The sequence below is a fragment of the Micromonospora endolithica genome (genome assembly GCF_003626595.1).
Classification (GTDB): domain Bacteria; phylum Actinomycetota; class Actinomycetes; order Mycobacteriales; family Micromonosporaceae; genus Micromonospora; species Micromonospora endolithica.
The window spans coordinates 365,197-377,834 of record NZ_RBAK01000003.1; the positions used below are offsets into that span (position 1 = coordinate 365,197).

At 73.2% G+C, this 12,638-nt stretch carries 13 protein-coding genes; 8 read left to right on the plus strand and 5 right to left on the minus strand.

Going from position 1 to position 12,638, the window contains the following annotated elements; genetic code table 11:
* Positions 1 to 4: 4 nt before the first annotated feature.
* Positions 5 to 508: a hypothetical protein gene (locus D7223_RS10920; protein WP_120727758.1), complete on the plus strand. Its 504-nt coding sequence runs from the start codon at positions 5 to 7 to the stop codon at positions 506 to 508.
* A 39-nt stretch (positions 509 to 547) separates the two neighbouring features.
* On the opposite strand, the gene D7223_RS10925 is transcribed toward D7223_RS10920, so the two are convergent.
* The 4 genes from D7223_RS10925 to D7223_RS10940 form a co-directional block, all read right to left on the minus strand.
* A complete protein-coding gene (locus D7223_RS10925) occupies positions 548 to 1,534 on the minus strand; it encodes an aldo/keto reductase (RefSeq protein WP_120727760.1) in 987 nt (328 codons plus the stop codon).
* Positions 1,535 to 1,584: 50 nt separating this feature from the next.
* Positions 1,585 to 2,667, minus strand: coding sequence for a septation protein SepH (gene sepH, locus D7223_RS10930; protein ID WP_120727762.1), 1,083 nt, complete (start codon positions 2,665 to 2,667; stop codon positions 1,585 to 1,587).
* Positions 2,668 to 2,853: 186 nt separating this feature from the next.
* A complete protein-coding gene (serC, locus tag D7223_RS10935) occupies positions 2,854 to 3,981 on the minus strand; it encodes a phosphoserine transaminase (RefSeq protein ID WP_120727764.1) in 1,128 nt (375 codons plus the stop codon).
* Positions 3,982 to 4,289: 308 nt separating this feature from the next.
* Positions 4,290 to 5,396, minus strand: a complete 1,107-nt coding sequence (locus D7223_RS10940; RefSeq protein ID WP_120727767.1) for a citrate synthase 2 — start codon at positions 5,394 to 5,396, stop codon at positions 4,290 to 4,292.
* A 283-nt stretch (positions 5,397 to 5,679) separates the two neighbouring features.
* Between D7223_RS10940 and pdxH the strand changes: the two genes are divergently transcribed.
* The 7 genes from pdxH to D7223_RS10975 all read left to right on the plus strand — a co-directional run bounded on the left by pdxH (position 5,680) and on the right by D7223_RS10975 (position 11,775).
* Positions 5,680 to 6,309, plus strand: coding sequence for a pyridoxamine 5'-phosphate oxidase (gene pdxH, locus D7223_RS10945; protein WP_120727769.1), 630 nt, complete (start codon positions 5,680 to 5,682; stop codon positions 6,307 to 6,309).
* Complete coding sequence (locus D7223_RS10950) at positions 6,306 to 7,601, plus strand: MFS transporter (RefSeq protein WP_120727771.1); 1,296 nt, start codon at positions 6,306 to 6,308, stop codon at positions 7,599 to 7,601. Before pdxH ends, D7223_RS10950 begins: the two co-directional genes overlap by 4 nt.
* Before the next feature lie 68 nt (positions 7,602 to 7,669).
* The gene (locus D7223_RS10955; RefSeq protein WP_120727773.1) at positions 7,670 to 8,599 is read left to right on the plus strand and encodes an aldose 1-epimerase family protein; all 930 of its coding nucleotides are present in this window, start codon (positions 7,670 to 7,672) and stop codon (positions 8,597 to 8,599) included.
* Positions 8,600 to 8,608: 9 nt separating this feature from the next.
* Entirely contained in the window at positions 8,609 to 9,211 is a 603-nt protein-coding gene (locus D7223_RS10960) for a nitroreductase family protein (RefSeq protein ID WP_120727775.1), read from the plus strand.
* 189 nt (positions 9,212 to 9,400) lie between these two features.
* Positions 9,401 to 9,706 (plus strand): type II toxin-antitoxin system VapB family antitoxin, encoded by a 306-nt coding sequence (locus D7223_RS10965; protein ID WP_120727777.1) that lies wholly within the window; start codon positions 9,401 to 9,403, stop codon positions 9,704 to 9,706.
* A gap of 21 nt (positions 9,707 to 9,727) precedes the next feature.
* Positions 9,728 to 10,888: an acyl-CoA dehydrogenase family protein gene (locus tag D7223_RS10970; protein ID WP_120727779.1), complete on the plus strand. Its 1,161-nt coding sequence runs from the start codon at positions 9,728 to 9,730 to the stop codon at positions 10,886 to 10,888.
* 110 nt (positions 10,889 to 10,998) lie between these two features.
* Positions 10,999 to 11,775 carry a DUF4230 domain-containing protein gene (locus D7223_RS10975; RefSeq protein WP_120727781.1) on the plus strand — a complete coding sequence of 259 codons (777 nt, stop codon included), beginning with the start codon at positions 10,999 to 11,001 and terminating at the stop codon, positions 11,773 to 11,775.
* 407 nt (positions 11,776 to 12,182) lie between these two features.
* Here the strand turns inward: D7223_RS10975 and D7223_RS10980 are convergent, their stop codons facing one another.
* Positions 12,183 to 12,383, minus strand: coding sequence for a PspC domain-containing protein (locus D7223_RS10980; RefSeq protein ID WP_120727783.1), 201 nt, complete (start codon positions 12,381 to 12,383; stop codon positions 12,183 to 12,185).
* Between the last annotated feature and the right edge of the window lie 255 nt (positions 12,384 to 12,638).

Below are 12,638 nucleotides of genomic sequence, written 5' to 3' on the forward strand. Positions count from 1 at the left end.
ATCCGTGGAGGTCGGACGGGGACTCGTGCTCGGCCTTGCGGTCCTCGCCGTGCTCGGCCTGCCGGTGCTGCTCGCCGCCGTCTGCTGCGCCGACGAGCTGCTGGACCGGATCGCCTGCGGTGTCGGCGGCTGGCGGCAACGCCGCCACGACCGCCGTACCATCGCCGACCTGGACCGGGCGGTCGACGCCGAGACCCTCACCCGGGGCATCGACATGAGCGGCTTCGACCGGCCCGACCGCAGGCCGCTGGAACAGCTCGCCGCCGACCTGCGCCGCATCGGCGGCCGGCGACGCGGCGGGCGGGCGGTGGTCTGGCACGACACGGCCCGTCAGGCGTACGACGACCGCCTCCGGATGGCCTGCGCCGCCCTCGGGTTCACCGAGCACCTGGCCGAGCTGACCGGGGCAGACCGGGAGATCGAACGGGTCCGGATGGAGGGCCTGCTGCACGACGCCGGCCTCACCCTGCCCGCCGTCCGCGCCGAGCACCCCCAACGCCACCGCTGACCCGTCGATTCAGATCGACGCGGCGGCGGGGGACGGGGATCACCAGGCCCAGGCTTCGGGGCCGGGACCGCCGTTGCCGACCGGGGGGAACAGCTCGTCGAGGCGCTTCAGTGCCGCCTCGTCCAGGTCGACGGTCAGCGCTCCCAAGGAGCGGTCCAACTGCTCGGTGGTGCGCGGACCGATGATCGGGGCCGTCACACCGGGTCGGGCGAGCAGCCAGCCCAGCGCCACGTCCGCCGGGTCGTGGCCGAGGTCGGCGCAGAACTTCTCGTACGCCTCGATCGTCGATCGGTGCTCGGCCAGCGCGTCGGCCGCGCGGCCGGACGTGCCGCGCGCCGCCCCACCCTCGGCCATCTTGCGCAGCACCCCGGAGAGCAGCCCGCCGTGCAGCGGCGACCACGGGATGATGCCCAGCCCGTGGTGCTGCGCGGCCGGTACGACCTCCAGCTCCACGTGCCGGGTGAGCAGGTTGTAGATGCACTGCTCGGAGACGAGTCCGAGGAAGTTGCGCCGCCCGGCCGCCTCCTGTGCGACCGAGATGTGCCAGCCGGCGAAGTTGGACGATCCGACGTAGAGCACCTTGCCCTGGGCGACCAGGGTCTCCATCGCCTGCCAGATCTCCTCCCACGGGGTGGTCCGGGAGATGTGGTGCATCTGGTAGAGATCGATGGTGTCGGTCTGCAGGCGGCGCAGCGACTCCTCACAGGCCCGGATGATGTGCCGGGCGGAGAGCCCCTGGTCGTTGGGCCATTCGCCCATCTTCCCGTAGACCTTCGTGGCGAGCACGACCTTGTCCCGCCGGCCGTCGCCCTGGGCGAGCCAGCGGCCGATGATCTGCTCGGTGACACCCTCGCCGGTCTGCCAGCCGTAGACGTTGGCCGTGTCGAAGAAGTTGATGCCGTGCTCCAGGGCACGGTCCATGATGGCGTAGCTGTCCGGTTCGCTGGTCTGCGGGCCGAAGTTCATCGTGCCCAGGCAGAGGCGACTGACGGACAGGCCGGTGCGGCCGAGGTTGGTGTATTCCATGGCTCCACCCTGGCACGCGGGAACGGCGCGCGCCGGGGTGGAACCGAGGATCAGGAGGACTCGCGGGCCGCCGGGCCGCTGCCGAAGAGGACGTCGTCCCAGCTCGGCAGGCGCTTGCGCGGCTTGCCGGCGGCGTCGGTGGACTCGCCCGCCGCGGCGGCCGGAGCACCGGTGCGGCGGGGCCGGAGCACCGCCAGCGACGGCACGGCCGGCACCTCTTTCGGCGCGTCCGAGTCGTCGTCGAAGGCCGAACCCTGGCCACCACCGAGCAGCGCCGCGGCACCACCGCCCACCGCCCGCTGCCGGGGCGAGTCACCCCCGGTCAGGGCGGCCGGCGTACGCGGTTCCAGGCCCCGTCCCGACGACGAGCCCAACGGCCGGTCCAGCGAGGCGAGCAGGGCGTCCCGCCCGGCGCGGATCGGGTCCCGGCTCGGACGGGCGTGCTCGCCGGGCGAGGGCAGGCCGTGACCGCCACGACCGGGCTCGCTGCGGGACGTCCCGGGCAGGCCGTGGCCCCCCCGCTCCGGCGCCGGCTCCTGGCCGAGGATCGGCACCGGCCGCTCGGCGCACAGGTACTGCGCCATGTCGTCGTGCGGCGTGACGTTCTGCCGGGTCTTGTCGAGGTCCCACACGGCCTGCGCGGTGGCCTTGCCGGACGGCCAGGTGGCGACGATCCGCCAGGTGCCGTCGTCGCGCCGCCACGCGTCCCACGAGATCTTCTCGGTGTCTATTCCGTGCTGGGCCAGCCGGCCGTTGACCACCTCGGCCAGCGGGGTCGGCTTCTCCGCGCCCTTGAGCCGGGTGCGGCGGGCGTGCTGGGCGAGCATCGCCCGCTCCTGGAGCACCGGGCCGGCGTAGCGCAGCACCCGGTCCACCGGGACACCGGCGATGCGGGCCACGTCCTCGGCGGACTCGCCGGAACGGATCCGCGCCTGGATGTCGCGCGGCGACAGTGACGGGGCCGGATCGGCGGCGCTGGACGGGGCCACCGCGAGCGGCGGCGCACCGGGCTCGGCGTGCAGAACGGTGGCGATGCGCTCGTCGATCGGAAGGGCGAGCAGGCGCCCGACCTCGTCGGCGAGCACCAGCGCCTGGCCGTCCTCGGAGAGGGCGACGAAGCGTACTGGGCGCATAGCGTTGCCTCCGTCCCGCTTCGCTGGCCGCACGCCACGAGTCGGCCACCCGGGCGTCTCGCACCACCGTACGCGCATCTGCACACGGGTGGGGGAAGCGACACCCCGCATGTCGTGACTGAGCTGCGGTGATGATCACGGTCGGTGGCCGTCGAGGGGCTCCCGACCACCGACCGTGACCGAGGATCAGAGGCGCTCGACGACGTAGTCGATGGAGGCGGTCAGCGCCTCCACGTCGGCCGGCTCGACGCCCGGGAACAGCGCGACCCGGAGCTGGTTGCGGCCCAGCTTCCGGTACGGCTCGGTGTCCACGATGCCGTTGGCGCGCAGCGCCTTCGCGATCGCGGTGGCGTCGACGGAGTCGGCGAAGTCGATGGTGGCGACCACGTTGGAGCGCAGCGCCGGGTCGGTGACGAACGGGTCGGCCACCGACGAGCGCTCCGCCCAGCCGTACACGATGCCGGCGCTCTCGGCGGTGCGCTTCGCCGCCCAGGTCAGGCCGCCCTGCGAGTTCATCCAGTCGGTCTGCTCGGCGGCCAGGAAGATGGTGGCCAGCGCCGGGGTGTTGTAGGTCTGCTCCAGCCGCGAGTTGTCGATCGCGGTGACCAGGTCGAGGAAGGCCGGGATGTAGCGACCGGACGCCTTGATCTCGGCGGCCCGGTCCAGCGCGGCCGGCGACATCAGGGCCAGCCACAGGCCACCGTCGGAGCCGAAGCACTTCTGCGGGGCGAAGTAGTAGACGTCGGTCTCACCGACGTTGACCTCCAGGCCGCCGGCGCCGGAGGTGGCGTCGACCAGCAGCAGGGCGCCCTCGTCGGCGCCGGCCACCCGGCCGATCGGCACCGCCACGCCGGTGGAGGTCTCGTTGTGCGGCGTCGCGTACGCGTCCACCCCGGTCTCGGCGGTCAGCGTCGGCGCGGAACCGGCCTCCGACTTGCGGATCGTCGGCTCACCGAGGAACGGGGCGTCCTTGACCGACTTGGCGAACTTCGCGCCGAACTCGCCGAAGCTGGCGAACTGCGCCCGGTCCCGGATCAGACCGAAGGTGGCGACCTCCCAGAAGGCGGTGGTGCCACCGTTTCCGATGACCACCTCGTAACCCTCGGGCAGCGAGAAGAACTCGGCGATGCCCCGGCGCAGCCGCGCGACCTCGTCGCGGACGGTCTTCTGCCGGTGCGAGGTGCCCAGGTAGCTCGTCGCCACGTCGGCCAGGGCGGAGACCGCCGCCGGACGGACCTTGGACGGCCCGCAGCCGAAACGGCCGTCGGCGGGCTTGATCTCGTCGGGAATCCGGATGGTCGGTGCGTCAGCCACGGTTTTCTCGATCCTTCCGCATGGGCGAGGGCGGGCCCGTTCTTGGTGAGGCGCGGATCGGCGGCGGGCGGCGTGCGTCAGGCGCACGGCGCGGCCGGGACCCGAGCCGTCCGGCGACACTGCCGACCCTCATCCTCGCACCCCACCCGGCGGTCACCGTGGCTGGTCCCACGCCGGACCCTGAGGCGTACGCCACAGCGGCGCGCCCGCCGCCTGCGCCCGGTCCGCACGCCCGCGTTCCGCACGGGCGCGTTAAGAAGGGCCCCTTCCTATGCACCAGGCGTTAAGAAGGGGCCCTTCCTTACCTCTCAGACGCCGTGGGGGATGGCGTTCCAGCCCTCGACCTCCTGCGGCTTGCGCGGGCTGTGGCCGACGTAGCGGGCCGACGGGCGGACCAGCCGCTGGAGGCGCTTCTGCTCCAGGATGTGCGCGCTCCACCCGCCCATCCGGGCGCAGGTGAACATCGAGGTGAACATGTGCGCCGGCACCTCGGCGAAGTCGAGCACCACGGCCGACCAGAACTCGACGTTGGTGGCGAGTACCCGGTCCGGACGGCGGGCCTGGAGTTCGGCGAGCGCGGCCTTCTCCAGCGCCTCGGCGATCTCGAAGCGCGGCGCGCCCAGCTCCCGGGCGGTCCGGCGGAGCACGCGGGCGCGCGGGTCCTCGGCCCGGTAGACGCGGTGGCCGAAGCCCATCAGCCGCTCGCCCCGGTCCAGGACGCCCTTGACGTAGCCCTCGGCGTCGCCGCTGCGCTCGACCGCCTCCAGCATGCTGAGCACCCGGGAGGGCGCGCCACCGTGCAGCGGGCCGGACAGCGCCCCGATGCCGGAGGAGATGCAGGCCGCGGCGTCCGCGCCGGTGGAGGCGACGATCCGGGCGGTGAAGGTGGAGGCGTTCAGGCCGTGCTCGGCGGCCGAGATGAAGTAGGCGTCGACGGCCTTGACGTGCCGCGGGTCCGGCTCGCCCCGCCAACGCTTCATGAAGCGCTCGACGATGGTGGACGCCTTGTCGATCTCCTTCTGCGGCACCGCCGGCAGGCCCAGGCCGCGGGCGGACTGCGCGACGAACGACAGCGCGGTGACCGACACCCGGGCCAGGTCCTCGCGGGCCTGCTCGTCGGAGATGTCCAGCAGCTGGTTCAGCCCCCAGTACGGGGCGAGCATGGCGACGGCGGACTGCACGTCCACCCGGATGTCACCGGAGTGCACCGGCACCGGGAACGGCTCGGCCGGCGGCAGGCCGGGGCCGAAGCGCCCGTCGACCAGCAGCGCCCACACGTTGCCGAAGGAGACCTGGCCGATCAGATCCTCGATGTCGACCCCGCGATAACGCAGCGCACCGCCCTCGCGGTCGGGTTCGGCGATCTCGGTCTCGAAGGCTACGACGCCCTCCAGCCCGGGTTTGAAGTCGGCCATGTCGTTCTCCTGGATCTGCTCGGTGCGCCCGCCCCGGGCTCCGGACCCGGCCCAGCCGGGTGAGCGCCTTAGGCGACCCTCAGGGATGTGTTCGTGCCATCTTGCCTGCTGGTTACGGAAGTGCGCGACCCGCGACCGCTGTGCTACACGCGACATCCCCGGCTGAGCGCCGGCCGGTAGCGTCGGTGACACTGGGCGGCGCGGGCTGGCCTGCGTGCGGGACGGTGACCGGCCGGCGGGGGAGGAGAGGGACGTGACGGGGGACACATCGCCGCCGGCGGGCATGCGTAACGAGTACTCCGCGGACCGGGGCCTGACCGAATCGGAGCTGGCCGCGGACTGGCACACCCAGTTCGGCCGGTGGTTCGGCGAGGCGGTGGCCGCCGGGTTGCCCGAACCGAACGCGATGGTCGTGGGCACCGCCGACGCCGCGGGGCGGCCCAGCGCCCGGACGGTGCTGCTGAAGGGGTACGACCCGGAGGGCTTCGTCTTCTTCACCAACTACGACTCGCGCAAGGGCGTCGAGGCGGCCGTCAACCCGTACGCCAGCCTGGTGTTTCCCTGGTTCCCGATGCAGCGGCAGGTGGTGGTGGCCGGGCCGGTGGAGCGGGTCGACCGGGCCGCGACCCAGGAGTACTTCGCGAGTCGGCCGCGTGGTTCGCAGCTCGGCGCGTGGGCGAGCACCCAGTCCCGGGTGATCGGCGACCGGGTGGCGCTGGACGACGCGTACCGGTCGGCCGCCGAGCGTTTCGCCGACGTGGAGCCGATCCCGGCCCCGCCGCACTGGGGTGGCCTGCGGGTACGTCCCGAGTCGGTGGAGTTCTGGCAGGGGCGGGCGAGTCGGCTGCACGACCGGCTGCGGTTCCGGCTGGTCGGGCCCGGTGAGTGGGCCGTGGAGCGGCTGGCGCCGTGACCCAGCTCAAGGGCGGCCGGCGGCGCGGGGCGCGCCGGCTGGCGATCGACCTGCGTCCGCTGTCGGTGCCCGCCTACCGGCGGCTGTGGCTGGGCAACACGGTGGCGTCGTTCGGGTTCCAGGTCACGGCGGTCGCGGTGCCGGTGGAGATGTACGCGCTGACCCGTGACTCGCTCTGGGTCGGCCTGCTCGGCGTCGCGGGCTTCGTACCCCTGCTGGTCTTCGGGCTCTGGGGTGGCGCGGTGGCCGACGCCCGCGACCGGCGCCGGGTGCTGCTCGGCGGCTCGGCGCTGCTCTGGGCGTCGGTGCTGGCGCTGCTGGCGCAGTCGCTGGTCGACGTGGGCAGCGCGGCGCTGCTGCTCGGATTGGTGACGGTGCACTCGATCGCGTTCGCGATCAGCTCGCCGGCGCGGTCGGCGATCCTGCCCCGGCTGCTGCCACCGGAGCTGGTGCCGGCGGCCACCACCCTGAACTACACCACCTTCACCGCCGCGTCGGTGGTCGGCCCGCTGGCCGCCGGCCTGATCCTCGCCGGGTTCGGCACCGACGTCGGCCTGCCGATCGCGTACGCGCTGGACGCGGTGCTGTTCACCGGGATGGTGGTGGCGACGCTGCGGCTGCCGGCGATGCCGCCCGAGCCGGTGGCCGACGGCGAGGCGCGGCGCGGCGGGCTGGCCGGGATCGTGGACGGCCTGCGCTACCTGGCCACCACGCCGGTGCTGCTGCTGTCGTTCGCCATCGACCTGATCGCGATGATCCTGGCGATGCCCCGGGCGCTCTTCCCCGAGGTGGCCGAGAGCCGGTTCGGCGGGGGCGCGGCGGTCGGCTGGCTCTACAGCGCGATCGCCATCGGCGCGATGCTCGGCGGACTCACCTCAGGCTGGATCGGCCGGATCCGCCGGCAGGGCGTCGCCCTGGTGGTCGCGGTGGTGGGCTGGGGGCTCGCCGTCGCCGCCGCCGGCCTGGCCGGCCAGCTCTGGCTGATGGTCCTGCTGCTCGCCGTGGCCGGGGCCGCCGACCTGGTGAGCGCGGTGCTGCGCCAGTCCATGCTCCTGGTGTACGCCCCGGACCGGATGCGCGGCCGGCTCCAGGGCGTGAACATCGTGGTGGTCGCGGGCGGTCCCCGCCTCGGTGACCTGCGGGCCGGCACGATGGCCGCCGGCTTCGGCGGTGGGGTGGCCTGGGTCGGCGGCGGGCTCGGCGCGGCGGTGCTCGCGGTGGCGCTGGCGGTGGCGTTCCCGGCGCTGCTGCGCTACCGGGCGACCGCGGTCACCGGCCCCGACCGGGAATGAGCCGCGGCTCAGGTCCGCTCCGTGGTCACGCCGAGCGGGCCGCGACGGTGGGCGGTTAAGGTCGCCGGATGGACAATTCCGACCAGCGTCCCGCCTCGGGCGCGCAGTGGACGATCTCCGCCGCCGGCCACGAGGCCGTCGTCGTCGAGGTGGGCGGCGGTCTGCGGACCTACCGGCACGGCGGCGTCGACTACCTCGACGGGTACGCCGAGGACGAGATCTGTCCCGGCTGCGCCGGGCAGGTGCTCGCGCCGTGGCCGAACCGGATCCGGGACGGCCAGTACTCCTGGGGTGACCGTGACCTGCAACTGACCCTCAGCGAGCCGGAGCGGGGCGTGGCGATCCACGGCCTGGTCAACTGGGTGCCATGGGGCCTGGAGGAGTGGACCGCGGACGCGGTGACGGTCGGCTACCACCTGCCGCCGACGCCCGGCTACCCGTGGCCGCTGCGGCTACGGACCCGCTGGTCGGTCGGACCGGACGGGCTGCGGGCCGAGCACGAGGTGACCAACACCGGCGGGGAGCCGGCGCCGTTCGGGTTCGCCGTGCACCCGTACCTGCGGCTGCCCGGGGTGCCGGTGGACGACCTGGTGCTGGGGTTGCCGGCGCGCAGCCGGGTGCAGGTCGACTCGCGGCTGCTGCCGGTCGCGGTCAGCCCGGTGTCCGGCAGCGAGTACGACTGGACCAGCCCGCGCCGGATCGGCGGGGCGCAGCTCGACATGTGCTTCGGCGACGTGGTCCGCGACGACGACGGCGGTTCCGCGGTGAGCCTGGCCGCCCCGGACTCCTCGTCCGGCGTGCGGATCTGGGCGGACCGGGAGTTCGGCTGGTGGCAGGTGTTCACCGGAGACGCCCTCACCGGCCAGCGGCACCGGCGCTCGGTGGCGATCGAGCCGATGACCTGCCCGCCGGACGCGTTCCGCTCCGGCCGGGACGTGGTCGCCCTGAAGCCCGGAGTCGCCTGGCGCGGTGTCTGGGGCGTACGGCCCGGGGTGTGAGGGAGCGTCGTGGAGTTCGGTGAGGTGGTCCGGCGGCGCCGGATGGTGCGCAACTACGACCCGGACCGTCCCGTCCCGCCGGACGTGGTGGACCGCCTGCTGGAGCACGCGATCCGGGCCCCGTCCGCCGGGTTCGCGCAGGGCTGGGGCTTCCTGGTGCTGGAGAGCCCGGCCGACCGGGAGCGGTTCTGGTCGGTGGCCACCCCGGACGGCGGGGGGCGGGAGCGCTGGCTGGCCGGCATGCGCCGGGCTCCGTTGATCATCGTGCCGCACGCGAACCGCTCGGCGTACCTCGACCGGTACGCCGAGCGGGACAAGGGCTGGACGGACCGGTCGACCGAGCGCTGGCCGGTGCCGTACTGGTTCGTGGACACCGGCTTCGCCGCCCTGCTGATGCTGCTCACCGCGGTCGACGAGGGCCTGGGGGCGTGCTTCTTCGGCATCCCGCCGCAGCGGCTGGACGACTACCGGGCCGCCTTCGGGGTGCCACCGGACCACCAGCCCGTCGGAGCGATCACGGTGGGTTACCGTGCCCCTGACCACCGGTCACCGTCGCTGCGTCGCGGACGCCGCCCGGTGGACGAGGTGGTCCACCGGGGACGGTGGAGCTGACCGGACGCGCAGGGTTCGTCCGGTGGTGAACCGGACGTCAGGTGGCGAAACTGACATCAGGGAGCAGAACGCGTCGTGCATCGGGCCGCTACGCTGGCACGGTCATCGGTGCCGCGGGTCGTGGTGCCACGCCGCGTCCCGGCCGGTGCCGTGGGGCGGCCCGGGCCACGGGGAGGGGAGCGTGCCGTCGTGATCTTCAGAGCGGTCCGGGACGGGCGTCCCTATCCGGAGCACAACCTGACGCTCAAGCAGTGGGCGGACATCCCGCCGCGACCGCTGCGCCTGGACCAGTTGATCACCACCAAGCGGGAGCTGGCGCTGGACAAGCTGCTCGCCGAGGACTCCACCTTCTACGGTGACCTGTTCCCGCACGTGGTGCAGTGGAACGGCGGCCTCTACCTGGAGGACGGCCTGCACCGCGCGCTGCGGGCGGCCCTGCAGCAACGCAACCAGATCCACGCCCGGGTGCTCGTGCTCTCCGAGGCCGTGGAGTGAACCTTCGTTAAGGTGGCCGGTATGAGCCCTCTGGACCTGCTCGACCTGGACGCGTCGCTCACCTCCGAGGAGCGGCAGATCCGCGCCGTCGTGCGCCAGCTGGTCGACGACCGGGTACGCCCGCACGTCGCCGGCTGGTACGAGGAGGGCCAGGTCCCGGTCCGCGAGTTGGCCCGCGAGTTCGGCAAGCTCGGCCTGCTCGGCATGCACCTGACCGGGTACGGCTGCGCCGGCTCGTCGGCCGTCGCGTACGGGCTGGCCTGCCTGGAACTGGAGGCCGGCGACTCCGGCGTCCGGTCGCTGGTCTCGGTGCAGGGCTCGCTGGCCATGTACGCCATCTGGCGCTACGGCAGCGAGGAGCAGAAGCAGCGCTGGCTGCCGTCGATGGCCACCGGTGAGGCGATCGGCTGCTTCGGGCTGACCGAGCCGGACCACGGCTCCGACCCGGCGTCGATGGCCACCCGGGCCCGCCGCGACGGCGACGACTGGGTCCTGCACGGCGGCAAGATGTGGATCACCAACGCTCCGGTCGCGGACGTCGCGGTGATCTGGGCGCGGACCGACGAGGGCGTACGCGGCTTCGCCGTACCGATGGACACGCCCGGTGTGACGGCGCGCGAGATCCGGCGCAAGATGTCGCTGCGCGCCTCGGCCACCGGCGAGATCACTCTCGACGACGTCCGGCTCCCGGCGGACGCGCTGCTGCCCGGCGCGGCGGGGCTGAAGGCCCCGCTGAGCTGCCTGACCGAGGCCCGGCACGGCATCGTCTGGGGCGCGCTCGGCGCGGCCCGGGACTGCCTGGAGACGACCCTGACGTACGCGACCACCCGCACCCAGTTCGGCCGTCCGCTGGCCGGGTTCCAGCTCACCCAGGCCAAGCTCGCCGACATGGCCGTCGAGTGGAACAAGGGCTTCCTGCTCGCCCTCCAGTTGGGCCGGCTCGCCGACGCCGGGAAGTTGCGCCCCGAGCAGGTCAGCGTGGGCAAACTGAACAACGTCCGGGAGGCGCTCACCATCGCCCGCCAGTGCCGCACGATCCTCGGCGCGAACGGCGTGTCCGGCGAGTACCCGGTCATGCGGCACGCCAACAACCTGGAGAGCGTGCTGACCTACGAGGGCACCTCCGAGATCCACCAGCTGGTCATCGGGCAGCAGCTCACCGGGCTGTCCGCGTTCGCCTGACCTGGGGTTTTGCTGGTTCGTGGGCCTTTCGGGCCGCTCGGCGAGCGGGTGTCGTACCGGGGCCGTACCGTCTGAATGAGACGACGTGTCTGACGAGGACGGAGAGGGCCATGGCCCGCGACGCTGAGATCAACGAACCCACCAGGGAGTTTCCCGGCTACCCGACCGCCGACACGCTGAAGACACGGTCGGACGAGCCACCGCAGCCGCCCGAGCCCGGCGGTCCGGCTCCGTCCCGGCCGGCCGGTGGCCCACCGCGCGGCCTGCTGGCGGTGCTCGGCGCGGCGGCGCTGGCCGTGGTCATCCTGCTCGGCGTGCAGGCGACCGGGCTGCTGCCGGACTTCCGCAACCCGTTCGCCAAGGAGCAGACCGACCGCAGCCAGCCGCCGCTGCTCCAGTCGATCCAGGACCTGAGCCGTTACGTGGCCGCCGAGGGCAACTTCCAGGTGGTCGTCGACCTCCAGAACGACCGGCGCAACGTGCCGGACTGGCTGCTCAACGAGCGCACCTTGTTCGTCGGCGCGGGCAGCGTCGAGGCCTACGTCGACTTCACGAAGATCTCCGACGGCGCGATCGTCCAGTCGGCCGACGGTAAGTCGGTGGAGATCAAGCTGCCCGCACCGCAGCTCGGCAAGACCAACCTCGACCTGGAGAAGAGCTACGTCTTCGCCGAGGAGCGGGGGCTGCTCAACCGGGTCGGCGAGCTGGTCGGCGGCGACCCCAACCGGCAGCAGCAGGTCTACCAGCTCGCCGAGGAGCGGATCACCACCGCGGCCCGGGACAGCGGCCTCAACCAGCGGGCCGAGGAGAACACCCGCAAGATGCTGGAGGGACTGCTCCGCTCCCTGGGCTACGAGAAGGTCACCATCACCTACACCGCTCCCTGACCGCCGCACCCGTCAACGCCACGGCGCCCGCCCCCGGAGTTCCGGGGACGGGCGCCGCCGCGCGTCCGCCCGCAAGCGCCCGTTCGTTGGGCCCGCCCACCCGGTGCCCGCCGGCCGAGTCCCGGCCGCCTGCCCGCCTGCCTGCCCGCTGGCTGCCCGTCGGTCACCGGGCCGTCTGGCCACCGGCCGTCGGGTCGTCTGGCTGTCTGGCTGTCTGGCCGTCGGGTCGTCTGGCCACCGGGCCGTCTGGCTGTCTGGCCGTCTGGCCGCCGGGCCGCGTGACCACCGGCAGCCGGCCCGCGCGGCGGCCCGGCCAGCAGTTTCGGGGGAGTGTGGCCATTCTGGTCCCGGAGGCCGCTATTTCCCCGAAACTGCGGCCTCCGGGTCGCCTGGAGGCGGGGTGTGGCTCAGTAGCGGGTGGCGTGGCGGTCCTCGTTGGGCATCAGGACCCACAGGACCAGGTAGACGATCACCTGGGTGCCGGGCAGCAGCAGCGACAGCAGGAACAGCAGCCGGATGAACCCGGCGGACTTCCCGAAGCGCTGGGCCAGGCCGGCGCACACGCCGGCGATCATGCGTCCCTGACGGGGGCGGACAAGCCTGCTCATCGTCGTACTCCCACTCTGCGGCGATCCGCCGCTCTGTCGTCAACGGTAGGAAGGGTCGGCCACCGCTCCCTCGGTCACAGGGAGGATCAGTGACCCGTCCACCCGTAGGTGCATACCCGGGCGCACCGCCCGCAACGCCTCCCCCGCGACTCCGCCGAGCGTGCAAGATCACGCTCGATCCGTGAAGTAGTGGCCTCGGACCGGGTCGGAGGGCACTACTTCACGGATCGAGCACGATCTTGGCGCAGGGCGCGG

What these genes read in the sequence shown, in the direction of transcription:
- D7223_RS10975 (WP_120727781.1), top strand. Translation starts at nt 10,999, where the DNA reads ATGGCCCGCGACGCTGAGATCAACGAACCCACCAGGGAGTTTCCCGGC.
- D7223_RS10925 (WP_120727760.1), bottom strand. Translation starts at nt 1,534, where the DNA reads ATGGAATACACCAACCTCGGCCGCACCGGCCTGTCCGTCAGTCGCCTC.
- D7223_RS10980 (WP_120727783.1), bottom strand. Translation starts at nt 12,383, where the DNA reads ATGAGCAGGCTTGTCCGCCCCCGTCAGGGACGCATGATCGCCGGCGTG.
- D7223_RS10940 (WP_120727767.1), bottom strand. Translation starts at nt 5,396, where the DNA reads ATGGCCGACTTCAAACCCGGGCTGGAGGGCGTCGTAGCCTTCGAGACC.
- sepH (WP_120727762.1), bottom strand. Translation starts at nt 2,667, where the DNA reads ATGCGCCCAGTACGCTTCGTCGCCCTCTCCGAGGACGGCCAGGCGCTG.
- D7223_RS10970 (WP_120727779.1), top strand. Translation starts at nt 9,728, where the DNA reads ATGAGCCCTCTGGACCTGCTCGACCTGGACGCGTCGCTCACCTCCGAG.
- pdxH (WP_120727769.1), top strand. Translation starts at nt 5,680, where the DNA reads ATGCGTAACGAGTACTCCGCGGACCGGGGCCTGACCGAATCGGAGCTG.
- D7223_RS10955 (WP_120727773.1), top strand. Translation starts at nt 7,670, where the DNA reads ATGGACAATTCCGACCAGCGTCCCGCCTCGGGCGCGCAGTGGACGATC.